The sequence below is a fragment of the Ornithinibacter sp. genome (assembly GCF_035443565.1).
Taxonomy (GTDB): Bacteria; Actinomycetota; Actinomycetes; order Actinomycetales; family Dermatophilaceae; genus Fodinibacter.
On sequence record NZ_DAORSO010000033.1, the window covers coordinates 1 to 22,537 of the forward strand.

Annotated in this window: 25 protein-coding genes; 24 read left to right on the plus strand and 1 reads right to left on the minus strand. The window is 70.3% G+C overall.

Going from position 1 to position 22,537, the window contains the following annotated elements:
* From PLL68_RS05755 to PLL68_RS05830, 16 genes are all read left to right on the plus strand, one after another.
* A partial coding sequence (locus PLL68_RS05755) for a helix-turn-helix domain-containing protein (RefSeq protein ID WP_324532501.1) occupies window positions 1-668 on the plus strand: 668 nt, incomplete at its 5' end.
* A 655-nt stretch (window positions 669-1,323) separates the two neighbouring features.
* Entirely contained in the window at window positions 1,324-2,457 is a 1,134-nt protein-coding gene (dnaN, locus tag PLL68_RS05760) for a DNA polymerase III subunit beta (protein ID WP_159902235.1), read from the plus strand.
* Between the two features lie 91 nt (window positions 2,458-2,548).
* Window positions 2,549-3,619, plus strand: coding sequence for a phosphogluconate dehydrogenase (NAD(+)-dependent, decarboxylating) (gnd, locus tag PLL68_RS05765; RefSeq protein ID WP_324532504.1), 1,071 nt, complete (start codon window positions 2,549-2,551; stop codon window positions 3,617-3,619).
* Window positions 3,620-3,625: 6 nt separating this feature from the next.
* Window positions 3,626-4,831: a DNA replication/repair protein RecF gene (gene recF / locus PLL68_RS05770; RefSeq protein WP_324532505.1), complete on the plus strand. Its 1,206-nt coding sequence runs from the start codon at window positions 3,626-3,628 to the stop codon at window positions 4,829-4,831.
* Window positions 4,824-5,441, plus strand: coding sequence for a DciA family protein (locus PLL68_RS05775; RefSeq protein ID WP_324532507.1), 618 nt, complete (start codon window positions 4,824-4,826; stop codon window positions 5,439-5,441). Before recF ends, PLL68_RS05775 begins: the two co-directional genes overlap by 8 nt.
* Before the next feature lie 139 nt (window positions 5,442-5,580).
* Window positions 5,581-6,027, plus strand: a complete 447-nt coding sequence (locus PLL68_RS05780) for an iron chaperone (RefSeq protein WP_324532509.1) — start codon at window positions 5,581-5,583, stop codon at window positions 6,025-6,027.
* Window positions 6,028-6,114: 87 nt separating this feature from the next.
* Window positions 6,115-6,858: an enoyl-CoA hydratase-related protein gene (locus PLL68_RS05785; protein ID WP_324532511.1), complete on the plus strand. Its 744-nt coding sequence runs from the start codon at window positions 6,115-6,117 to the stop codon at window positions 6,856-6,858.
* Window positions 6,859-6,958: 100 nt separating this feature from the next.
* Window positions 6,959-7,348: a 2Fe-2S iron-sulfur cluster-binding protein gene (locus tag PLL68_RS05790; RefSeq protein WP_324532513.1), complete on the plus strand. Its 390-nt coding sequence runs from the start codon at window positions 6,959-6,961 to the stop codon at window positions 7,346-7,348.
* Window positions 7,348-8,262, plus strand: coding sequence for a catechol 2,3-dioxygenase (locus PLL68_RS05795; protein WP_324532515.1), 915 nt, complete (start codon window positions 7,348-7,350; stop codon window positions 8,260-8,262). The genes PLL68_RS05790 and PLL68_RS05795 overlap by 1 nt, the downstream gene beginning before the upstream one ends.
* 89 nt (window positions 8,263-8,351) lie before the next feature.
* The gene (locus tag PLL68_RS05800) at window positions 8,352-8,801 is read left to right on the plus strand and encodes a GlcG/HbpS family heme-binding protein (RefSeq protein WP_324532517.1); all 450 of its coding nucleotides are present in this window, start codon (window positions 8,352-8,354) and stop codon (window positions 8,799-8,801) included.
* Entirely contained in the window at window positions 8,798-9,238 is a 441-nt protein-coding gene (locus PLL68_RS05805; RefSeq protein ID WP_324532519.1) for a hypothetical protein, read from the plus strand. The genes PLL68_RS05800 and PLL68_RS05805 overlap by 4 nt, the downstream gene beginning before the upstream one ends.
* 117 nt (window positions 9,239-9,355) lie before the next feature.
* Entirely contained in the window at window positions 9,356-10,360 is a 1,005-nt protein-coding gene (locus tag PLL68_RS05810) for a ferritin family protein (RefSeq protein WP_324532521.1), read from the plus strand.
* Between the two features lie 18 nt (window positions 10,361-10,378).
* Window positions 10,379-10,669, plus strand: coding sequence for an MmoB/DmpM family protein (locus PLL68_RS05815; protein WP_159902257.1), 291 nt, complete (start codon window positions 10,379-10,381; stop codon window positions 10,667-10,669).
* 15 nt (window positions 10,670-10,684) lie between these two features.
* Complete coding sequence (locus PLL68_RS05820) at window positions 10,685-12,226, plus strand: YHS domain-containing protein (protein WP_324532522.1); 1,542 nt, start codon at window positions 10,685-10,687, stop codon at window positions 12,224-12,226.
* A gap of 5 nt (window positions 12,227-12,231) precedes the next feature.
* Entirely contained in the window at window positions 12,232-12,558 is a 327-nt protein-coding gene (locus PLL68_RS05825) for a phenol hydroxylase subunit P4 (protein ID WP_324532524.1), read from the plus strand.
* A 189-nt stretch (window positions 12,559-12,747) separates the two neighbouring features.
* Window positions 12,748-13,842: an NADH:ubiquinone reductase (Na(+)-transporting) subunit F gene (locus tag PLL68_RS05830; RefSeq protein WP_324532525.1), complete on the plus strand. Its 1,095-nt coding sequence runs from the start codon at window positions 12,748-12,750 to the stop codon at window positions 13,840-13,842.
* An 80-nt stretch (window positions 13,843-13,922) separates the two neighbouring features.
* On the opposite strand, the gene PLL68_RS05835 is transcribed toward PLL68_RS05830, so the two are convergent.
* The gene (locus PLL68_RS05835) at window positions 13,923-14,669 is read right to left on the minus strand and encodes an IclR family transcriptional regulator (protein ID WP_324532527.1); all 747 of its coding nucleotides are present in this window, start codon (window positions 14,667-14,669) and stop codon (window positions 13,923-13,925) included.
* A gap of 99 nt (window positions 14,670-14,768) precedes the next feature.
* On the opposite strand from PLL68_RS05835, the gene PLL68_RS05840 reads away from it, so the two are divergent.
* From PLL68_RS05840 to PLL68_RS05875, 8 genes are all read left to right on the plus strand, one after another.
* Window positions 14,769-15,578: an IclR family transcriptional regulator gene (locus PLL68_RS05840; protein ID WP_324532529.1), complete on the plus strand. Its 810-nt coding sequence runs from the start codon at window positions 14,769-14,771 to the stop codon at window positions 15,576-15,578.
* A gap of 142 nt (window positions 15,579-15,720) precedes the next feature.
* Window positions 15,721-16,503 (plus strand): 2-keto-4-pentenoate hydratase, encoded by a 783-nt coding sequence (locus PLL68_RS05845; protein WP_324532530.1) that lies wholly within the window; start codon window positions 15,721-15,723, stop codon window positions 16,501-16,503.
* Window positions 16,504-16,532: 29 nt separating this feature from the next.
* Entirely contained in the window at window positions 16,533-17,549 is a 1,017-nt protein-coding gene (locus PLL68_RS05850) for an acetaldehyde dehydrogenase (acetylating) (protein ID WP_324532532.1), read from the plus strand.
* Between the two features lie 10 nt (window positions 17,550-17,559).
* Window positions 17,560-18,699, plus strand: coding sequence for a 4-hydroxy-2-oxovalerate aldolase (gene dmpG, locus PLL68_RS05855; protein ID WP_324532534.1), 1,140 nt, complete (start codon window positions 17,560-17,562; stop codon window positions 18,697-18,699).
* Complete coding sequence (locus tag PLL68_RS05860) at window positions 18,699-19,520, plus strand: 2-keto-4-pentenoate hydratase (protein WP_324532536.1); 822 nt, start codon at window positions 18,699-18,701, stop codon at window positions 19,518-19,520. Before dmpG ends, PLL68_RS05860 begins: the two co-directional genes overlap by 1 nt.
* Window positions 19,521-19,525: 5 nt before the next feature.
* A complete protein-coding gene (locus tag PLL68_RS05865; RefSeq protein WP_324532538.1) occupies window positions 19,526-19,741 on the plus strand; it encodes a tautomerase family protein in 216 nt (71 codons plus the stop codon).
* A gap of 64 nt (window positions 19,742-19,805) precedes the next feature.
* Complete coding sequence (locus PLL68_RS05870; protein WP_324532540.1) at window positions 19,806-21,251, plus strand: aldehyde dehydrogenase; 1,446 nt, start codon at window positions 19,806-19,808, stop codon at window positions 21,249-21,251.
* A 58-nt stretch (window positions 21,252-21,309) separates the two neighbouring features.
* Window positions 21,310-22,537, plus strand: a 1,228-nt coding sequence (locus PLL68_RS05875) for a M4 family metallopeptidase (protein ID WP_324532542.1), incomplete at its 3' end; no start/stop codon positions are given.

A 22,537-nucleotide genomic window follows, 5' to 3' on the forward strand; every position in this document is an offset into this window, starting at 1 on the left:
TCTTCCACACCTTCAACACGCTGCACAACGCCAACAAGCAGGTCGTCATCACCAGCGACGTGCCGCCCAAGCTGCTCAGTGGCTTCGAGGCGCGGATGCGCAGCCGGTTCGAGATGGGTCTGCTCACCGACGTCCAGCCTCCCGACCTCGAGACGCGGATCGCGATCCTGCGCAAGAAGGCCATCCAGGAGCGGCTGTCGGTTCCGGACGACGTGCTGGAGTTCATCGCCTCGCGCATCTCGACCAACATCCGCGAGCTCGAGGGCGCGCTGATCCGGGTCACGGCCTTCGCCAACCTCAACCGCCAGCCGGTCGACATGAGCCTGGCCGAGATCGTCCTGCGCGACCTCATGCCCGACGACGCGTCGCGCCAGGTCACCCCGGCGACGATCATGGCCCAGACGGCGGCCTACTTCGGGCTCACGCTGGACGACCTGCAGGGCCAGTCCCGCTCGCGGGTGCTCGTCACCGCCCGCCAGATCGCCATGTACCTGTGCCGCGAGCTCACCGACATGTCGTTGCCGAAGATCGGGCAGCAGTTCGGCGGCCGCGACCACACCACCGTGATGCACGCGGACAAGAAGATCCGCCAGCTGATGGCCGAGCGCCGGGCGATCTACAACCAGGTCACCGAGCTGACGAACCGGATCAAGCAGCAGTCGAACTGACTCCTGCACCGCAGTTGTCCACAGGCTGTCCACACCACCCGTGGATGACCGCACCGGGGTGAACGTGCTCGACACGGCTCGATTTCATCCACCGCTGTGCTCAAACCTGTGGAAAACCCTTCCCGTGCACCTCACTTCCTCCTCAGTTGGTGCGTTCGCATGCCGGATTGTCCACAACGCCTGTGGAAAACCTCGGATGCCGGTGGACAAGCCACCCCCTCGACGTGGACGACGCGCGTCGTCGACGTGGACGCCCTGTGAACGAGCCGTGGGTGTCAACAGGGCCACCCACCGTCGTCCACTCCTCGTCCACGACTGGTCCACACCCCGGATCGCCGAGGTGACCTGCGGTGATGGGCGGCCGTCCACAGGATCCACAGGACCTATGACAACGATGAGACATCTGGAACTCATCTCGGCCCCGACAACGACCCGAACGGCATCCCACCGAGATCTCGATGGCAACCGGCATCCGTCATCGGGTGCCCGGCCCGCGGGCATTTCAGGGGTTCGCAGGCGCGCAGGTGCCGTGGGTGGTCTAGTCTCGGTTTCCCCGTCCGCATCGGCACCGCGCGCACCGCGCGACCGCTCACCGGGGGGTCACATCTGTGCACGAGCAAGGGCGCGTCCGACGCGCCGGACGAGGTGGTATGCCGTGAAGTTTCGCGTCGAGCGTGACGTCCTGGCCGAAGCGGTCACCTGGGTGGCCCGCGGTCTTCCCGCACGTCCTCCGGTGCCGGTGCTGGCCGGCATCCTGCTGCACGCCGAGGACGACGGCACGCTGACCCTCTCCGCCTTCGACTACGAGGTCTCGGCCCGCATCACCGTCGCGGCCGAGGTCTCCGAGCCGGGCACGGTCCTGGTGCTCGGACGGTTGCTCGCCGACATCTCGCGCAACCTGCCGGACCGGCCGATCGACGTCGTCACCGAGGGCGCGAAGGTCCAGGTCACGTGCGGCTCGTCGCGGTTCAGCCTGCTGATGATGCCGGCCGACGACTACCCGACGCTGCCGTCGGCGCCCCAGCCGAGCGGGTCCATCGACGGGCACCTGTTCACCCAGGCCGTGGCCCAGGTCTCGGTGGCCGCCGACCGTGGTGACACCCTGCCGATCCTCACCGGGGTGCGGGTCGAGGTCGAGGGCGACACCATGACCCTGCTGGCCACCGACCGCTACCGCCTCGCGATGCGTGAGCTGCACTGGAACCCGACGGCGACCGACGCGAGCCACGTCGTGCTCATCCCAGCGCGCACGTTGTCCGACATCTCGCGCTCGCTCGGGGCCAGCGGTTCGGTCGACGTCGCCCTCGGCACCGCGGCCGGCGGCGACGGCCTGGTCGGGTTCGAGGCCGGGCAGCGGCACACGACCACCCGACTGCTCGACGGTGAGTACCCCAAGGTCGCGTCGATCTTCCCGTCCAGCTCGGAGACCGAGTCGGTCGTGCGCACCAGCGACCTCGTCGAGGCCGTCAAGCGCGTGGCGCTCGTCGCCGAGCGCAACACGCCCGTGCGGCTTCGCTTCAGCGAGGGACAGGTCGCGATCGAGGCCGGCACCGGCGACGACGCCCAGGCGTCCGAGGCCGTCGAGGCCACCCTGACCGGCCCTGAGATCGAGATCGCCTTCAACCCCACCTACCTGCTCGACGGGCTCGGTGCGGTGGGCACCCCGTTCAGCCGCATCTCGTTCACCCAGGCCTCGCGCCCCGCCGTGCTCACCGGGCAGGCCGAGGAGGACGGCGAGGCCGACACGTCCTACCGCTACGTGCTCATGCCGGTGCGGTTCGCCAGCTGAGGTCGCGGCACCCCTGGCCCCGCCCGACCACTCGCCTTCCGTCACACCCCACAGCAGGACACGCGTCACCACCACCACGAGGAGTCACGACATGCAGCTGGGTCTGGTCGGTCTGGGCAAGATGGGTGGCAACATGCGCGAGCGGATCCGCCGCGCCGGCCACGAGGTCGTCGGGTACGACCGCAACAAGGCGGTCTCCGACGCGTCGTCCCTCGCGGACATGGTGCGTCAGCTCGACGCTCCGCGCGTGGTCTGGGTGATGGTGCCGCACGGTGCACCGACCCGGGACACCGTCGCCGAGCTCGCCGAGCTGCTCGACAAGGGCGACCTCGTCATCGACGGTGGCAACAGCAAGTTCACCGAGGACTTCGAGAACGAGAAGCTGCTCAAGGCCAAGGGCATCGGCTACCTCGACTGTGGTGTCTCCGGCGGCATCTGGGGCCTGGACAACGGCTACGGCCTGATGGTGGGTGGCACCGCCGCCAACGTGAAGAAGGCCATGCCGATCTTCGACGCGCTGCGCCCCGAGGGCCCGCGCGACGAGGGGTTCGTGCACGCCGGCAAGGTGGGGGCCGGGCACTACACGAAGATGGTGCACAACGGCATCGAGTACGGCCTCATGCACGCCTACGCCGAGGGCTACGAGCTGCTCGAGAAGAAGGACATCGTCGAGAACGTGCCGGGGGCGTTCAAGGCGTGGAGCCGAGGCACCGTGGTGCGCTCCTGGCTGCTCGACCTGATGGTCAAGGCCCTCGAGGAGAACCCGGGCCTGGCCGACGTCTCGGACTACACCACCGACTCCGGCGAGGGCCGTTGGACCGTCGAGGAGGCAATCAACCTCGGCGTGCCGATGCCGGTGATCTCCGCGTCGCTGTTCGCCCGGTTCGCCTCCCGCCAGCAGGTCTCCCCGACGATGCAGGCCGTCGCCGCTCTTCGCGGTGAGTTCGGTGGGCACCAGGTGATGACCACGGCCGAGGGTGAGGCCCTGCGGACCGGGGTGCCGGCTGAGGCCGGGGCCGCCGCGGCCACGAAGAAGGCGGCGGCCAAGGAGAAGGCCCCGCGCACCGCGAAGGCGGCCGCTGCCAAGGGTCGCGAGGCCGCTGCGGCCGGCCCGTCGTCCGGTGCGGGATCCACGCGAAAGCGTGCCGCCAAGAAGAGCTGATCCCGGGTGCACGTCCGGCACCTGAGCGTCGTCGACTTCCGCAGCTACACCTCGACCGAGCTTCCGCTCGAGCCGGGGGTGACCACGCTGGTCGGCCTGAACGGGCAGGGCAAGACCAACCTCGTCGAGGCCCTGGGGTACCTGGCCTCGTTGTCGAGCCACCGGGTCGCCACCGACGCCCCGCTCGTGCGGTTCGGCGCGAGCCAGGCCGTCATCCGCGGTGCAGTCGTGCGCGACGGGCGCGAGAGCATGATCGAGCTCGAGATCAACCCCGGCCGGGCCAACCGGGCCAGGCTGAACCGCTCACCGCTGACCCGCCCGCGGGACGTGCTGGGCACCCTGCGGACCGTGCTCTTCGCCCCGGAGGACCTCGCCCTGGTCAAGGGCGATCCCGGTGAGCGCCGGCGCTTCCTCGACGACCTGCTCGTGGCCCGGCAGCCACGGTGGGCCGGGGTGCGCTCGGACTACGACAAGATCCTGCGCCAACGCGGAGCCCTGCTGAAGTCCGCCGCCCCCGTGCTGCGGCGAGGTGGTCGCCGAGGTGCGCGGACGGCATCCGAGCTGGGCAGTGAGGCTGCGGCACAACGTGATTCGGCTCTGCACACGTTGGATGTCTGGGACTCCCAGCTGGCCGGCGCCGGGTCGCACCTGCTGTACGCACGGCTGCGGCTGCTGCGTGACCTCGGCCCGTTCCTCGCGGCCGCGTACGACGAGGTCAGTGCCGGGCCGGCGAACGCGACGCTGACGTACAAGTCGTCGCTGCGCGCCGAGACCGCCGAGCGGATCGCGGCCGGGGAGGTGCCCGAGGTCGACGAGCTCGAGAGCGAGATCCTCGCGACGCTGGCCGAGGTGCGGGCGCAGGAGATCGAGCGGGGGGTGTGCCTCGTCGGGCCGCAGCGCGACGACGTGATCCTGGGGCTCGGTGAGCTGCCGGCCAAGGGGTACGCGAGCCACGGCGAGAGCTGGTCGTTCGCGCTGGGGCTCAAGCTCGCGGCCTACCAGCTGCTGCGCACCGACCTCGGCGATGACCCCGTGCTGGTGCTCGACGACGTGTTCGCCGAGCTCGACACCGGGCGGCGCGAGCGGTTGGCCGCGATGGTGGCGGACTGCGAGCAGGTGATCATCACCGCCGCGGTGCCCGCCGACGTGCCGACCGACCTGGTGGGGCGCACGTTCTCGGTGACGCTGGGGTCGGTGAGCGAACGTGACTGACGCCGTATCGGGTGACCCGATGAAGCCGCACTCTCCTGGAGAACGCTCGTCCAGCGAGGAGAGGGCTTCCCCGGCAGAGTCGACCCCGACCTCCGATGAGCCCGAACACCTCACGATCGGGGATGCCGGGGAGGCGGCCGCCGCCGCGCTCGCCAGGGCGCGGGCCGCCGCCAAGGCCAAGGGGTTGCGGCCGGGTCTGCGCCCGCGTCGCCGGGTCAAGGACGTGCCGGTCGGCGAGCGCACGAGCACCGGTCGCGACCCGAAGCTGCTCGGGGAGCAGCTCGACCAGTTCGTCGTCGAGCGTGGATGGGCCGTCGACGTGGCCGTGGGGGCGGTCATCGGGCGGTGGCCGCAGATCGTCGGGCCGGAGATCGCGCTGCACTGTGCCCCGGTGGTCTTCGAGGACGGTGTGCTCACGGTGCGGGCCGACTCCACGGCGTGGGCCACCCAGCTGCGGCTGCTCTCCTCGAGCCTGCTGGCCCGCCTGGCCGAGGACGTCGGTGAGGGCACGGTCAGCGAGCTTCGGGTGCTCGGGCCGGGGGCACCGTCGTGGTCGCGCGGGCAGCGCCGGGCCAACGACGGACGCGGCCCACGAGACACCTACGGCTGACCACCCCCGACTTCTTGCACCCCAGCCACCTGCAACTCCCCGACTTCGTGCGACTTCGGTGCGCTGAATCGCCCGTTGTGGCCCCGCAACCGCACGCAAGTCGCACGAAGTCGGGCGAGGCGGGGGCAGGATGACGGGCATGGCTGACTCCCCCGGATGCCGAGGACCAGCGTCAGATCAGCCGACGACGCCAGACGAGACTCCGGCATCCACCTCGCGACCACCGGTGCCGGATGCCGTGGCGCACCACCTCGCGTCGGCAAGCGACGCGGGGCGTGAGTTCTACGGCATCCTGCGCGACATCGTTCAGCACCACGCACCAGAGGCGACCCAGGAGATCTCGTACGCCATGCCCGTCTTCCTCGTCGACGGCAAGCGTCTGCTGCACGCCGCTCCCTGGAAGGCGCACCTGGCGATCTACCCCCTGCCCGAGGAGCGCGACCTCGACCCGCAGACCACGCCGGCGTTGGCGACCCACAGCTCGGGTGCCAGCACGCTGAAGCTGCTCTACAACAAGCCCTTCCCGACCGAGCTGGTCGACGCCGTGGTGCGGGCCCACCTGGCGCGGCTCGTCGACGGCCGCTGACACCCGCGCAGTGTGGGTGGCTGGGGTGCAAGAAGTCGCGGGCGGTGCGGTGGCTGGAGTGCAAGAAGTCGGGGCTAGGGTCGGAGGGTGAGCGACGCACTGGTGCACCGGGCCGACGACGACCGCATCGCCGTCATCACCCTGGACTCCCCGGCCAACCGCAACGCCCTCTCGCGTCGCCTCATCGCCGAGCTGACCGACCACCTCGCGCAGGCGGGCGCCGACGAGTCGCTGCACGGCATCCTCCTGCTCAGCTCGCACCCGGTGTTCTGCGCCGGCGCCGACCTCAAGGAGGCCGCGACCGTCGACATGGTCGAGTCCGCGCGCGGCATCATCGCCCTCCAGCGCGCGATCGTCGCGGCGCCGGTCCCGGTCGTCACCCGGCTCGACGGCCCCGTGCGAGCCGGCGGCCTCGGGCTCGTGGCCTCCAGCGACATCGTCGTGTGCGCCGACTCGGTCACGGTCGCGCTCACCGAGGTGCGCCTGGGCCTGGCGGCCGCCGTCATCTCCATCCCGTTGCGCGCCCGCCTCAGCCCGCGCGCGGCATCCGACTGGTTCCTCACCGGCCGCAGCGTGAGCGCCACCGAGGCCCGAGACCAGGGCCTGGTCACGCACGTCGCCCCCGCGGACGAGATGGATGCCGTCGTCGCGCGCGTGCTCGACCACCTGCGCGCGGGTGCCCGGCAGGGCCTGGTCGAGGCCAAGCGCCTGCTCACCACCGACCTCGTCGCGCAGTTCGACAGCCACGGCGACGAGATGGCGCGGCTCTCCGGGCTGCTCTTCCACTCGGAGGTCGCCCAGCAGCGAATGGCCGCCGCGTTGCGCCGCTGACGTTCCTCTCCACGGAACGTGGGTGGTCCCACCCCCCGCACCCCGCGACTCTCAATGTGAGCGACATGGCGTCGCCACCACTGAGCGCAAGGGAGCGGCAGTGCCGACCGTGACGATCCACCCCACGGGCGAGGTCATCTACCTCGAGCCCGGAGAGACCGTGCTCAGCGGTCTGTACAAGGCGGGTTTCGCGTACACGGTGGGATGCCGTCGCGGCGGCTGTGCGATCTGCAAGGTCGACTGCCGCTCGGGTCAGTTCCGCTACGACCACCCGGTCGCCGACACGGTGCTCACCGAGGACGAACACCTCGACGGCACCTGCCTGACGTGCCGGGCCGTGCCCGACACCGACATCACGATCGAGCTGCGGGGCGAGAACGTCCGTCTCGTCAACACCTTCCTGCACATGATCAACGACAAGGCCCGGCAGCGCGCCGAGGCCCACGCAGCCGCGGGCCTGATGGCCGGCACCACCCCCAAGGAGCAGTAATGGCAGTCATGAGGTTGGGCTACGCCCACGTCCGCGTCACCGACCTGGCCGAGGCCAAGGACCACTACGCCAACACGATGGGCCTGTACGAAACCCTCTCCGAGGGCAACAAGGTCTACTACAAGGCCTGGGACGAGTGGGACCACCACTCGGTCGTCCTCGAGGAGGGCGGCGTCGGCCTGGTCAAGTACGGCTGGAAGGTGCAGTACTCCTCCGACATCGACGAGATCGAGAAGAAGGCCCAGACCTTCGGCGTCACCGTCGAGCGGATGAGCAAGGGCGAGAACCCCGAGATCGGCGACGGCATCCGGTTCACCACCCCGTCCGACCACGTCTTCGAGGTCTACCACGAGGCCACCCTCATCGGCACCGAGGTCGGCACGCACAACCCGGACTCCTTCCCCCGCCACCTCGTCGGCGTCGGGGTCCCCGCCCTGGACCACTCGCTCATCACCGCCGAGGACCCCGGGATGATGGACCGCTTCCTCACCGACGTGTTCGGCTTCTACGCCACCGAGCGGGTGCAGACCAGCCTCGATGACGACGCCGACATCATCGCGACCTGGATGACGAACTCCACCCAGATCCACCAGCTCGCCGTGCTCGCCGGCCCGCAGGGCAAGCTGCACCACTTCGCCTTCCGCCTCGGCGACTGGACCGAGGTCGGCCGCGCCGCGGACCTGTTCTCCATGGACGACGTGCCGATCGACGTCGGCCCGACCCGTCACGGCATCACCCGTGGCCAGACCGTCTACTTCTTCGACCCCTCGGGCAACCGCAACGAGGTGTTCGCCGGCGGCTACCTGGCCTACCCGGACCGCCCGATGAACGTCTGGACCCCTGACGCGCTGGGCAAGGGCGTGTTCTACCACGCTCGCGAGCTCAACGACGCGTTCACCTCGGTCCTGACCTGATCGACCCCGTCGTCACGGTGACGGCGGCCCACCAACCGGCCGCCGTCACCGCGATGGCCCCTGCCCGCACGCGCCGAAGGAGAGCACCGATGCTGGTCCGCACCCACCACGACCTCACGTATGCCGGGGCCCGGGTCGCGCTCGACGCCGCTCTGGCGCGGGCCGCCGAGATCGGCGGCGCCTTCAACATCGCGGTGTCCGACAGCACCGGCGGGTTGCTCGCCTTCGCCCGGATGGACGGCGCCTTCGCCCTCTCCGGCGGAATCGCGCAGGACAAGGCATGGACCGTGGCCGGCTTCAACGGCATCCCCACCGACGAGTTCTACGAGGCCATCTCGAATGAGGATGCCGTGCGCGAGGGCATCGCCCAGCGTGGCCGGGTCGCCGCCTTCGGCGGCGGGGTTCCCGTGCTCGTCGACGGTGCGCTCGTCGGGGCGGTCGGCGCCTCCGGCGGCTCGGCCGTCCAGGACAAGCAGGTCGCCACGGCTGGCGCGGATGCCGTCGCCGCCGCACTCACGCACGGAGAGGACACCCCATGACCCCGTTCATGCTCCGGGTCGCCGAGATCGTCGGCACCCCGCAGGACCAGCTTCCCGAGCTCGACGAGCTCGCCCCGATGCCCGAGACCCGGATCAGCCGGCGGATCGCCACCGGCACCGGAGCCGACCGCCAGGTCGCCATCCGCTCGCTCGCCGAGCAGCTCGTCAGCGAGGCCAACGCCATCCTCGGCCAGGCCGACGACCGGCTCCAGCTCGTCGACGAGACCCTCCCGCACGAGCTGGCCTTCAGCGTGACCCATGCCGGGCGAGCGGCCCGCGTGTCGACGACGTTCGAGGACGGCACGGCATACGGGCGTCTTGTCGGCGACGGCTTCGAGTCCGAGCTTCCCCACGAGCTCGACGGGCCCGACGCCCTGCCCGACCTCATCGTGCGCCTGCTCGTGGAGTCGGGCGTCAGCCACCACCACGTTCCCTGACCGGCCGCACCAGCCACCGGCCCGGGAACCGCACCGGCGACCGCCCCACTCGCGGCAGCCCACCACCTTCGACCACCTCGTCACACCGATCCGCAGGACCCGCCCCGAGGAGGCACCGTGCAGTACGAGCTCCGAACCCAGGTCATCGAGCCGCCACGAAAGACGTTCACCCACCTCGTCGAGCGCTACGGCGACCGCCCGGCATCCCGCTACGAGGAGGGCTCCATCGGCATCCAGCCGAAGGAGAACTTCCACTACCGGCCCCTGTGGGACCCCGCCCACGACATCTACGACGAGGCGTTCAGCGCGTTCCGGCTCACCGACCCGTACTCGTTCACGGACCCGCGCCAGTACTACTACGCCCCGTACGTCACCTCCCGGGCGGCGATGGCGGATGCCGTGGCCTCCACGCTCGACTACCTCGACAAGCGCGACCTCCTCTCCCGGATGCCGGACGCCTGGTCCGCGCTCATGGGTGAGCTCCTCGTGCCGCTGCGTCACTACGAGTCGGGCGCCCAGATGGTCTCGTGCGACATCGCGCGCTTCGGCTTCGGCACGACCATCACCCAGTGCGCCGCCTATGCGGCTTTCGACCGGATCGGCAACGCCCAGGCCGTCAGCCGTATCGGGATCGCCCTCGACGGTGGCACCGCCGCACTGCTCGGCGAGGCCAAGACCCGATGGGTCGAGGACGCCTCGCTGCAGGGGCTGCGCCGCTACATGGAGGAGCTCTTCCTCGAGAAGGACTGGGGCAAGGCCCTCATCCGCCTCGACGTGCTCGACCGGCTCATCTACGGGCTGTTCTTCGGTCACCTCGACGATGCCGCCATCGACGCCGGCGCCGGGTCGTACAGCCTGCTCGCCCAGCACCAGGCGTCGTGGTTCACCGACCAGCGCAAGTGGGTCGACGCCCTGTACAAGGCATGGGTGGCCGACCCCGAGACGGGTGCTGCGAACAAGGCGCTCCTCGCGGCCACCACGACCGAGGCGCTCGCAGCCGCACATGCAGCCATCGCCCCGCTCGCCGCCCGTGCCGACGAGCTCGTCGGTGCCGGTGCTGCCGCCCACGTCGAGGCCACCGCCACCACCGTCCGTGACGCCGTCGCGGCGCTGACCGCCTGACCCCGGAAGGACGACACGATGAGCACCACCGCCTCCACCCGCACCGTCGGTGTGGACATCCAGGAGAGCGAGGCCAACCGCTCGGTCGTCGAGGCCATCGAGGCCACGAACGACGGCTGCACGGTTCAGCACATGCCGGGGCTCGTGCGGATCACCGCACCCGGTCGCCTCGTCGTCACCCGTGAGTCGGTCGAGGAACGCCTCGGCCGCGAGTGGGAGACCCACGAGTTCCAGCTCGCCATCGTGAGCTATTTCGGGCACATCAAGGAATGGGATGACGACGAGATCGTCATCGCCTGGGACCACTGAGAAAGGCTGGCTGACATGACGATCGCCCCCAAGGCCCCGCGCAAGCTGACGATGAAGCAGCGCTATGAGGCGCTGACCCGAGACCTGGACTGGGAGCCCTCCTACGTCGACCGTTCGGACGTCTTTCCCCACACCGAGTTCGAGGGCATCAAGATCCACGACTGGAGCAAGTGGGAGGACCCGTTCCGCCTCACCGTCGACTCGTACACCAAGTACCAGGCCGAGAAGGACAAGCGCCTGTATGCCGTGCTCGACGGGTTCGCCCAGAGCCAGGGTCACCTCTCCCTGACCGAGGCCTCCTACCTCAACGCGATGAAGCTCTTTCTCCAGGGTGTGACGCCGCTGGAGTACCAGGCCCACCGCAACTTCGCCTACCTCGCGCGTCACCTCGACGGGCCCGGCCCGCGGTTCGCGGCCCTGTGCCAGTCGATCGACGAGATGCGGCACACGCAGACCGAGATCCACACGCTGAGCAACTACAACAAGTACTACGGCGGTTTCCACAACTACCTCGAGCAGCATGACCGGGTCTGGTACCTGTCGGTGCCGAAGTCGTTCTTCGACGACGCCCTGTCGGCCGGGCCGTTCGAGTTCCTCATCGCCATCGGGTTCTCCTTCGAGTACCTGCTGACCAACCTGCTGTTCGTGCCCTTCATGTCGGGTGCCTCGTTCAACGGCGACCTGCCGACGATGACCTTCGGCTTCTCGGCGCAGTCCGACGAGTCGCGGCACATGACGCTGGGCCTCGAGGCGATCAAGTTCCTGCTCGAGCAGGACGAGGCCAACGTGCCGATCGTCCAGGCGTGGATCGACAAGTGGTTCTGGCGGGGGTACCGGGTCACCGCCCTGGTCGCCCAGATGCTCGACTACATGCTGCCGCGCAAGGTCATGAGCTGGAAGGAGGCCTTCGAGCTCTACTTCGAGGAGCAGATGCTCGGTGGCCTGTTCCAGGACCTGGCGTTCTACGGCATCCGCCCGCCCATGCACGTGGATGACGCCATCGCCGAGAAGGAGATCCTCTCCCACCAGGTGTACTGGACCCTCTACCAGTTCTCCCACGCGGCGGCCTTCACGACGACCGTGCCCGACGCCGACGCGCAGAAGTGGCTCTCGGAGAACTACACCGAGACGTTCGACCAGCTCTACAGGCCGCTGTGGGACAAGGAGGCCAAGAACATCGAGGCCGGCGGGCGGCACTTCGTGCGCGGTCTGCCCCAGCTGTGCCAGGTCTGTCAGGTGCCGATGCTCTTCACCGAGCCCGGCGACCCGACGACGCTGTGCCAGCGCGAGTCGGTCTACAACGGCGAGAAGTTCCAGACCTGCTCCAACGGGTGCCAGTGGATCTTCGAGCGCGAGCCCGAGAAGTACGTGCAGGCGTGGCTGCCGGTGCACCAGATCTACCAGGGCAACTGCGGCGGGCCGACGGTGCCCGACGTGCTGACCTGGTACGGCATCCAGGACGGCGACGGCGGCGAGTACAAGGGCTCGGTCGACGACAAGAACTGGCAGACGTGGCACGACGCCGCGGACCACTCCCACATCGGATCGGAGGGCTGATCACCATGGCCGTCAAGAGCATCGGCACGTACGAGTTCCCGTCCCGCTCTCGCCAGGAGCTGTACGGCGACGACCAGCTCGTGCACCTGTGGTTCCAGGGCAACATGTGGTTCTGCGCCTCGGCGTGCTTCCGGGCCCCCAAGGCGATGACCTGGGGTGACTTCTGGAACGGGCTCGTCGTGCCGTACGCCGAGGAGGACCCGGACTTCGATCCGGCGGCGCAGCGGGTGTGGACCCTGCACGGCGAGCAGTTCACGCCGCGCGATGACCAGACCCTCGAGGAGATCGGCGTCGAGCACAAGGACGTCATCGGGATGCGCGTCGTCGCCTGAGGCGACGTCCAGCGAACCTCGTCGGACCGGCATCCGACCTCTCCTCACCCCGACTTCGTGCGACTTGGCCACGGTTTTCCTGCCCGATCGGGCCGGGAACCGTAGGTAGGTCGCACGAAGTCGGGGGACCTGTCAGCAGACCCCCGACCACGTCAACGAGTGAGCGAGCCATCGAGTGAGTGAGCAGCCATGACCCAGACCCACACGATCACCGTCGAGCCGCTCGGCCGCGAGGTGCAGTGCCGCGAGGACCAGTCGATCCTCGACGCCTGTTTGCGCGCCGGGGTCTGGTTGCCGCACTCGTGCACCCACGGCACCTGCGCGACGTGCAAGGCCGACGTCGTCGACGGTGAGGTTGACCACGGGGCGGCGAGCTCGTTCGCGCTCATGGACTACGAGCGCGACGAGGGCAAGCTGCTGCCGTGCGTGGCCTGCCCGCGCTCCGACGTGGTCATCGAGGCCGACATCGACGTCGACGAGAGCATGCCCGTGCACCCGGTGCAGGACTTCACCGGCACCGTCGTGGCCCTGGAGGAGATCGCGCTGCAGACCCGGCGCCTCGTCGTTGAGCTCGACCGCGACATCGCCTTCAACGCCGGGCAGTACCTGAAGTTCTCGGTGCCGGCGCGCGACGGGCTCCCGGTCGTGGACCGCACCTGGTCGATCGCCTCACCGCCCACCGAGACCCGACGGCTGGAGTTCCACGTGCGCAACGTGCCCGGAGGCCGGGGCACCGACGGCTGGGTGTTCGGTGGACTGTCGGTCGGGGATGCCGTGAGCGTCTCGGGGCCCTACGGTCGCTTCGTGCTCAAGACCGACGACGACCGCCCGGCCATCCTCGTCGGGGGCGGCACGGGCCTGGCACCCCTGAAGTCGATGATCCGGCACGCGCTGGAGAACGACGCGTATGCCGGTCACCTCACCCTCTACCAGGGTGGTCGGAGCAGGGAGTGGCTCTACGACGTGGAGTACTTCCAGGCACTGGCGGCGCAGCACCCCGATCGGTTCACCTACCGACCGTGCCTGTCCGAGGAGACCGAGGCCGACTGCGGAAGTGACGCCACGGCATACGGCTTCGGGATGGTCACCGACGTCATCGCCGCCGACCACCCGACGCTGTCGGGGTCCTCGGGGTACCTGTGCGGCCCTCCGCCGATGGTCGAGGCCGCGCTGAAGACGCTGATGTCCAAGCGGCTCTTCCCGCGCGACATCCACCGCGAGGACTTCTTCAACGAGGGCGACAAGGAGTCGGGCGCTGTCCGATCCCCCCTCATCAAGCGCTGAGATCCTGGCCGTGAGTGCGGAAGTGGTCGCTCTGGCGACCACTTCCGCACTCACGGCGAGGTCACGGCATCCGGATGCCGTCAGAGGCCGGACTCGCGCAGCACGCGGCTCAGGGTGAACGCCGCGGTGCGCACCGCCGGGCCGAGGGTGCCCGGGTCGACGGCCTTCGTCGGGCCGGTCACCGACAGCCCGGCGCGGACCTTGCGGTCGGCGCCGAACACCGGGGCGGCCACGCACGACACCCCGACGTGCGACTCCTCGAGGTCCATGGCCATCCCCACCGAGCGGATCTTGCGCAGCTCCCGGGTCAGGCCACCGGGTGTCGTGATGGTCCGCGGGGTGAGGCGCGGCAGCCCGGCGTCGATGCGGGCCCGCACGGTCGCAGCCGGGCTGTAGGCGAGGATCGCCTTCCCCACCCCGGTCGCGTGCGCGGGGAAGCGGCCACCGGTGCGTGAGGCCACGTCGGCGCCGCTGGACCCGAGGATCTCGACGTACACGACGTCGACCCCCTCGAGCACCGCCAGGTGGATGCGCTGGCGGGTGACCTCCCGAAGGTCCTCCATGATCGGCAGGGCCGCCTCGGACAGCGTGCGGTGCGCCGGCACGAGCTCGCCACGTTCGAACAGCCACATCCCGAGCCGGTAGCCCTCGCCGGACGGGCCGGCGTCCTGACGCTCCAGCACGCGCAGGGCCACGAGCTCGGCGACGATGCGGTGCACGCTCGACTTGGGGAGCCCGGTGCGCCGCGACAGCTCGGCGAGGGACAGCACGGGGTCGCGGTCGTCGAACGCCCCGACGATCGCGGCGGCGCGTGCGAGCAACGACACAGGGGGTTCGTTCCGCTCAGTGGAACGCATTCGTTGATCGAACCACGTGCCGGGCCGCATTGTCATCACATCGGCCCACTCGGCAAAGGAGCCCAAGGCATGTCGATCGTTGCTCAAGACCAGGCGTGGTGCGCCACGACCCCCAAGCGTTCCCAAGGGGTCGACGCCCACGGTTCCGCCCTGAAGTCCGTGGGCAGCGCCCTCGACGTGCTCGAGTGCTTCGCTACCGACGGCGAGCTGGGCGTCTCCGACATCGCCCGCCGCCTCGGGGTCGCCAAGTCGACGGCACACCGGCTGCTGCAGACCCTGGCCAGCCGCGGGTTCGTCGAGCAGGACGCCCACTCGGGCCAGTACCGCCTCGGCATCCACATCTACGAGCTCGGCGAGCTGGCCCTGGCCCGCAACCAGCTGCGGCACGCGGCCCTGCCGATCCTTCGCCAGGTCGCGGCCGCCACGGGGCTCACCGTGAACCTCTCGGTTCCCGACGGCCCGGACATCGTCTTCGTCGAGCGCATCGAGAACAGCGACGGGGTGCGCATCCTCGGGCACTTCGGCCGCCGGCTGCCGGCCCACACGACGAGCAGCGGCAAGGCGATCGCGGCCTGGAACACCGGCGCGGATGCCGCGCGTCGCCGCGCCGGCTTCCCCCCTCGGGTCAGCCGGACGGTGCGGACCGAGGCCGACTGGGACCGCTGCCTGGAGTCGGTGCGCAAGGTCGGCTACGCGGTGTCGCACAGCGAGTCCTTCGACGGGGCGTCCTCGGTGGCGGTGCCCGTCATCGTGCACCGCGAGGCCATCGCGTCGATCTCGGTGTTCGGCCCGACCGAGGCCATCGAGCCGAAGGTCGACCGCATCGTCCCCGTGCTCGTCGCCGCGAGCCGTCGCATCGCCCGCGCGCACACCGCCTGACCGTTCCTCGCGAGTACGTCAGGGTGACTCGTTCCCGGGAGCGGAACGGCGGGGGCGCGGCGCTCGCGGCATCCGTAGCGTCATCACCGTCAGCAGCAGACCGTCGTCATCGTCTGCAGGCCCCCACCCGAGAGGAACCCCCGTGGACCACGAGACCCGCACGCTGGTGGCCGGTCGGCTGCTCGCGGCCTACGAGTCCCGGGAGCCGCTCGAGCCGCTCACCTCGACCTACGAGGGCATGACCCTCGAGGACTCCTACGCCATCCAGCTGCTCCAGATCGAGCAGCGCCTGGCCGCCGGGCGCACCGTGCAGGGCCACAAGGTCGGCCTGACGAGCGCGGCCATGCAGCGGCTGCTCGGGGTCACCGACCCCGACTACGGCCACCTGCTCGACGACTTCTTCCACCTCGAGCACATGCCGATCCCGGTGGGCACCTTCCTCCAGCCGCGGGTCGAGCCCGAGATCGCCTTCGTGCTCAAGAAGCCGCTCAAGGGCCCCGGCGTCACGGCCCACGAGGCCCTGCGCGCCATCGACTTCGTCCTGCCGGCCCTCGAGATCGTCGACAGCCGCATCCGCGACTGGAAGATCGGCCTGCTCGACACCATCGCCGACAACGCGAGCTCGGGTGCCGTCGTGCTCGGCTCCACCCCCACCGCCGTGGATGCCGTGGACCTTCGCCTCGCGGGGGCCACCTTCCACCGCAACGGCCAGGTCGTCGGCACCGGGGCCGGCGGGGCCGTGCTCGGCTCGCCGCTGAACTCCCTGGTCTGGCTCGCCAACACCGTCGGCGCCCGCGGCATCACCCTCGAGGCCGGCCACGTCGTCCTTCCCGGGGCCGTGTGCGCCATGGCCCCCGTCGCCGCCGGCGACACCTTCACCGCGACGTTCGCCGGGCTCGGCAGCGTCACCGCCCGGTTCGTCTGATCCCCCGCCCGAACAGCTAGAGGAGCGCCATGTCCACCCCCGCCAGGACCAAGGGCACCGCCGCCATCGTCGGGCCCGGCAACATCGGCACCGACCTGATGTTCAAGCTCATGCGCCGCAGCGACGTGCTCGACCCGCGATGGATGATCGGGGTCGACCCGGCATCCGACGGCCTGCGTCGCGCGAAGTCGCTCGGTCTCGAGGCCAGCCACGAGGGCGTCGACTGGCTGCTCGCCCAGGACGAGCTTCCCGACATCGTCTTCGAGTGCACCTCCGCCAAGGCGCACGAGGCGAACGCCCCGCGGTACGCCGAGGCCGGCATCCTCGCCGTCGACCTGACCCCCGCCGCGGTCGGCCCGTACCTGTGCCCCCCGGTCAACCTCGACTTCAACCTCGACGCGATGAACGTCAACATGATCACCTGCGGTGGCCAGGCCACGACCCCGATGGTCAAGGCCGTCTCCTCGGTCGTGCCCGTCCCCTACGCCGAGATCGTCGCGAGCATCTCGAGCAAGTCCGCCGGCCCGGGCACCCGCGCCAACATCGACGAGTTCACCGAGACCACCTCGGCGGCCCTCGAGGTCGTCGGCGGCGCCGAGCGCGGCAAGGCGATCATCATCCTCAACCCGGTCGAGCCGCCGCTGATGATGCGCAACTCGGTGTTCTGCGCCATCCCCGCCGAGGCCGCCGAGCCCGGTGAGCTGCAGGACCGCATCCTGGCCTCCATCCACGCCATGGTCGCCGAGGTGCAGGACTACGTGCCCGGCTACCACCTGCGGGCCGACCCCCAGTTCGACCACGCCCGCGACACCTGGAAGGGCATGGCCCGCGTGTTCGTGCCCATCGAGGTCAAGGGCCGCGGCGACTACCTGCCCGACTACGCGGGCAACCTCGACATCATCACCGCGGCTGCGGCCCGGGTCGGCGACATCATGGTCGCCCACCGGCTCGGCGTCGCGTCCACGTGGAAGTCGTCGGCCCAGCTCGGCGACGTCCCTGACCCGCTCGTCGGCGCCGGCGCCGACGCGCAGAAGGCCGGTGTCTGACATGGGTGACATGACCATCCGCCCCGAGGACGCCCCCGTCGTCGTCGAGGAGCTGACCGAGACCGACGTGCTCGCCAACACCCCGAAGGCCGGCGGCGAGCGCGACCTGCGGATCACCGACTCCACCCTGCGCGACGGCTCGCACGCGATGAGCCACCAGTTCACCGAGGAGCAGGTGCGCGGCGTCGTGCACGCCCTCGACAGCGCCGGCGTGCAGGTCATCGAGGTCTCGCACGGCGACGGCCTCGGCGGCTCGAGCTTCAACTACGGCTTCTCCAAGGTCGAGGAGATGAAGCTCATCGCGGCCGCGGTCGAGGAGGCCCGCCAGGCCAAGATCGCCATCCTCATGCTGCCCGGCCTCGGCACCCTGCACGACCTGAAGAACGCCCACGCGGCCGGTGCCTCGGTCGCGCGCATCGCCACCCACTGCACCGAGGCCGACGTGTCGATCCAGCACTTCGGTGCGGCCCGCGCGCTCGGCATGGAGACCGTCGGGTTCCTCATGCTCAGCCACAAGGCCTCGCCGGCCAAGCTCGCCGAGCAGGCCCGGATCATGGTGGATGCCGGAGCCCAGTGCGTCTACGTCGTCGACTCCGCGGGTGCGCTCGTGCTCAGCGACGCGCAGGAGCGGATCAAGGCGGTCATCGACGAGATCGGGCCGCAGGCCCAGGTCGGCTTCCACGGCCACCAGAACCTCAGCCTGGGCATCGCCAACTCGGTGCTCGCCTACCAGGCCGGGGCGCTGCAGATCGACGGCGCGCTGTGCGCCCTCGGCGCCGGGGCCGGCAACAGCCCGACCGAGGTGCTGGCCGCGACCTTCGAGCGGATGGGCATCCGCACCGGCGTCGACCTCGGCGAGGTGCTCTCCGCCGCCGAGGACGTCGTGCGCCCCTTCATCCCACGACTGCCGTGGATGGACCGCGCGTCGATCACCCAGGGCTACGCCGGGGTCTACAGCTCGTTCCTGCTGCACGCCGAGCGGGCCGCCGAGCGCTACGACGTCCCGGCCCACGAGATCCTGCAGAAGGTCGGGGAGTACGGGTACGTCGGCGGCCAGGAGGACATGATCATCGACATCGCCCTCCAGCTCGCCGAGGAGCGTCGCAACCTCGTCGACCTCGGCGACCTCGCCGGAATGGGCGTGCGCTGATGTCCACGGCATCCGCCACCGGCGCGGCCCCCGAAGGCGGCTGGGACATCGAGTCCGTCGCCGCCGAGCTGCTGCGCTGCGAGGACGAGCGCCGCGAGCGCGAACCGTTCACCGACGAGTGGCCCGAGCTCGACCTCGACACCGGCTACGCGATCCAGGACCTCAACCTCGCCAAGCGCCTCGAGCGCGGCGAGAAGCTCATCGGCGTCAAGCTCGGCCTCACCAGCCGGGCCAAGCAGCAGCGGATGGGTGTGCACTTCCCGTTCGTCGCGTGGCTGACCGACGCGATGGTGCTGCCGGTCGGTGACCCGGTGCCCCAGGGCAAGCTGATCCACCCGCGCATCGAGCCCGAGATCGTCTTCGTCATGGGCGAGCGCCTCGAGGGCCCCGGCATCACGTGCGCCCAGGCGATGAGCGCGGTCGAGTCGGTGTGGGGCGGCGCCGAGGTCATCGACAGCCGCTACAAGAACTTCCGGTTCACCGCCGGTGACGTCGCCGCCGACAACGCCTCGTCCGGTGCCTTCGTCACCGGTCCGATCGGCCTCCCCCCGAGCGAGCTCGACCTCGCGCTCGAGGCGGTGCTCGTCGAGGTCGACGGTGTCGTCGTCGACTCGGCCACCGGCGCCGCCGTGCAGGGCCACCCCGGTGAGGCGCTCGCGCTCGCCGCGAACGACCTCGCCCGCCGCGGCCACGCGATCGAGGCGGGCTGGATCGTGCTCACCGGCGGTATGACGGATGCCGTGTTCGCACCTCCCGGGTCGAGCACCGCCCTGCACTTCACCAACCTCGGTTCGGTCTTCCTCAACGGCGGGGAGGGCTGAGCGCCATGCCGCTCATCGAGGTGACCTTGGCCGAGGGCCGCACGCCCGTGCAGTTGCGCACCCTGATCTCCGCGCTCACCCACGCCGCCGCCGAGGCGGTCGACGCCCCCGTCGACAGCATCCGGGTTGTGATCCGCGAGGTACCCCTGACGCACTGGGGTGCCGGTGACGTCACCCTCGCCGAACGCCGCGGGGCACCAGACCCGCGCGCCGGCACCTGAGCCGGCCCCCCGGCATCCGCACCGCTGTTCCTACCCAACACACCCCACCGCAGAAGGTGAACCCATGAGCGAGCTCCAGTTCTTCGGCCACATCATCGACAACGAAGAGGTCGAGTCGATCGACGGCAAGCGCTTCGACGTCTGGAACCCCTGGACGCAGCAGGTGTGGGCCCAGGCGGCCGAGGCGTCGGAGAAGGATGCCGAGCGCGCGATCGAGAGCGCGCGGCGCGCCTTCGACGAGGGGCCGTGGCCGCGGATGGGCCGGGCCGAGCGGGCCAAGGCGATCCACCGGCTGGCCGACCTCATGGAGGAGCGCGCCGACGACCTCGCGCGGATGGACTCCACGAACATGGCCAAGCCGTTCGAGCAGGCCAAGCACGACGTGGCGCGCTCGGTGTGGAACTTCCGGTTCTTCGCCGACCACCAGCGCGACGCCGTCGGCGAGGTCTACCCGATGGACTCGGGCCACCACACCTACAGCGAGTTCGGCCCCGCCGGGGTCGTCGCGGCGATCAGCCCGTGGAACTTCCCGCTGATGATGGCGTCGTGGAAGATCGCGCCGGCGATCGCGTGGGGCAACACCTGCATCATCAAGCCGTCGGAGGACACGCCGGCGTCGGTGACGCTGCTTGGGCGCCTGGCCGTCGAGGCCGGCTTCCCGCCCGGGGTGCTCAACGTCGTCAACGGGTTCGGGGCGCCCGCGGGGGCGACGCTCACCGGTGACGACCGGGTCGACCGGGTGACCTTCACCGGGTCCTCGACGACGGGCAAGTACGTCATGGCGTCGGCGGCGACGCACCTGGCGCCGGTGTCGCTCGAGCTCGGCGGCAAGGGCGCGAACATCGTCTTCGAGGACGCCGACATCGACAACGCCATCCACTGGGCGGTCGAGGCGATCTTCCGCAACGCCGGGCAGATCTGCCTCGCGGGCTCGCGGCTCTTCGTGCACTCCTCGCTGTACGAGTCGTTCATGGAGCGGTTCGTCGCGGCGGCCGAGGCGCTGACCATCGGCGACCCGTTCGACCCGGCGACGAAGTTCTCGTCCCTGGCGAGCAAGCGGCACTTCGACAAGGTCGCCTCGTACGTGGAGTCGGCCCGTGAGCTCGGCGGCACGATCCGCACCGGCGGGGTCGCCGAGGACGGGTCCTGGGTGGTGCGCCCGACGATCATCGACGGGCTGGCGCTGGATGCCGCGCCGTACTGCGAGGAGATCTTCGGCCCGGTGTGCGTCGTCAACTCCTTCGACACCGAGGAGGAGGTCGTGCACCTGGCCAACGACACGCGGTACGGGCTGAACGCGATGCTGTTCACCGAGAACCTGTCGCGGGCGCACCGGGTGGCCTCGAAGCTGCGGGCCGGCACGGTGTGGGTGAACTGCTTCTTCATCCGCGACCTGCGCACGCCGTTCGGTGGCGTCGGCGACTCGGGCGTGGGGCGCGAGGGTGGCAACTTCTCGCGGGAGTTCTTCACCGAGCCCAAGGCCGTCGTCATGCAGATCGACCGCGGCTGACCCCAGCCCCGACCCGCTTCGGGTCGCGGGTGTCGGTGGCTCGGGGCAGGCTGGCCGTATGCCGTCCGCTCAGCACCCGTCGTCGTCCCACCCGCCGCTGTGCACGATCGTGCCGCCGTACATCCTCGAGGCGCTGGCCTCCTCGGACGACCCGCACGTCGCCGCGCACGCCCAGGCCACCCTCGACGTCGACGCCGAGCTGCGCGAGGCACGCGGCATCGAGCTGCGCCCCTCCACTGCGGCACCCAGGCGCAAGAAGCGACCGCCGCGCCCGGCACGCGGCACCGCCGACGCCCCGCAGCGCGCCATCCACGACGCCGAGCGGGGCACCACCCTGCCCGGCACCCTCGTGCGCAGCGAGGGCGACGCCGACACCGGTGACCGCGAGGTCAGCGAGGCCTACGACGGGCTCGGCGCCACCTGGGACCTCTGGCAGAACACCTACGGCCGCAACTCTCTCGACGGCCGAGGCCTGCCCCTCATCGCCACGGTGCACTTCAGCCGCGACTACGACAACGCCTTCTGGGACGGCACCCAGATGGTCTTCGGCGACGGTGACGGCGTGGTCTTCCTGCCGTTCACCCGCAGCGTCGACGTCATCGGCCACGAGCTCGCGCACGGCGTCACCCAGTTCACCTCGGGCCTGAACTACCAGGACCAGTCGGGCGCGCTCAACGAGTCGGTCTCCGACGTCTTCGGGGTGCTCGTCAAGCAGCGCCTGCTCGGCCAGAGCGCGGACCAGGCCGACTGGCTCATCGGCGCCGAACTGCTCGGCCCCGACGTCAAGGGTGTGGCGATCCGCTCGATGGCTGCCCCCGGCACGGCCTACGACGACCCGCGCCTGGGCAAGGACCCGCAGCCTGGCCACATGCGTGACTACGTCGACACCCAGGACGACAACGGCGGCGTCCACATCAACTCCGGCATCCCCAACAAGGCCTTCCACGTCGTTGCGACCACCCTCGGCGGCAACGCCTGGGAGGCCGCCGGCCAGGTCTGGTTCGACACCATCACCGGTGACATCAGCGCCGACTGCGACTTCGAGACCTTCGCCGCTCTTACGGTCAAGGCCGCCACCGCACGCCACGGCGCCCGGTCCGAGGTCGTCGCCGCCGTGCGCGCGGGCTGGGTCGCGGTCGGCCTCGCGGATGCCGTCGCCCCGGCTGGCGAGGACTCCTCACCGTCCGGGGGTGGCAAGGGCTCCCCCGCCGCGCCGTCCAGCCCGGCGGAGCCCGCACCACCGAAGCCGACCTCGGGCACGCAGGTCAACGTCCGCCGCACCGGAG

What these genes read in the sequence shown, in the direction of transcription:
- dmpG (WP_324532534.1), top strand. Translation starts at nt 17,560, where the DNA reads ATGACCATCCGCCCCGAGGACGCCCCCGTCGTCGTCGAGGAGCTGACC.
- PLL68_RS05870 (WP_324532540.1), top strand. Translation starts at nt 19,806, where the DNA reads ATGAGCGAGCTCCAGTTCTTCGGCCACATCATCGACAACGAAGAGGTC.
- PLL68_RS05865 (WP_324532538.1), top strand. Translation starts at nt 19,526, where the DNA reads ATGCCGCTCATCGAGGTGACCTTGGCCGAGGGCCGCACGCCCGTGCAG.
- PLL68_RS05815 (WP_159902257.1), top strand. Translation starts at nt 10,379, where the DNA reads ATGAGCACCACCGCCTCCACCCGCACCGTCGGTGTGGACATCCAGGAG.
- PLL68_RS05800 (WP_324532517.1), top strand. Translation starts at nt 8,352, where the DNA reads ATGCTGGTCCGCACCCACCACGACCTCACGTATGCCGGGGCCCGGGTC.
- PLL68_RS05780 (WP_324532509.1), top strand. Translation starts at nt 5,581, where the DNA reads ATGGCTGACTCCCCCGGATGCCGAGGACCAGCGTCAGATCAGCCGACG.
- PLL68_RS05820 (WP_324532522.1), top strand. Translation starts at nt 10,685, where the DNA reads ATGACGATCGCCCCCAAGGCCCCGCGCAAGCTGACGATGAAGCAGCGC.
- PLL68_RS05850 (WP_324532532.1), top strand. Translation starts at nt 16,533, where the DNA reads ATGTCCACCCCCGCCAGGACCAAGGGCACCGCCGCCATCGTCGGGCCC.
- PLL68_RS05830 (WP_324532525.1), top strand. Translation starts at nt 12,748, where the DNA reads ATGACCCAGACCCACACGATCACCGTCGAGCCGCTCGGCCGCGAGGTG.
- PLL68_RS05860 (WP_324532536.1), top strand. Translation starts at nt 18,699, where the DNA reads ATGTCCACGGCATCCGCCACCGGCGCGGCCCCCGAAGGCGGCTGGGAC.
- PLL68_RS05840 (WP_324532529.1), top strand. Translation starts at nt 14,769, where the DNA reads ATGTCGATCGTTGCTCAAGACCAGGCGTGGTGCGCCACGACCCCCAAG.
- PLL68_RS05795 (WP_324532515.1), top strand. Translation starts at nt 7,348, where the DNA reads ATGGCAGTCATGAGGTTGGGCTACGCCCACGTCCGCGTCACCGACCTG.
- PLL68_RS05805 (WP_324532519.1), top strand. Translation starts at nt 8,798, where the DNA reads ATGACCCCGTTCATGCTCCGGGTCGCCGAGATCGTCGGCACCCCGCAG.
- gnd (WP_324532504.1), top strand. Translation starts at nt 2,549, where the DNA reads ATGCAGCTGGGTCTGGTCGGTCTGGGCAAGATGGGTGGCAACATGCGC.
- PLL68_RS05825 (WP_324532524.1), top strand. Translation starts at nt 12,232, where the DNA reads ATGGCCGTCAAGAGCATCGGCACGTACGAGTTCCCGTCCCGCTCTCGC.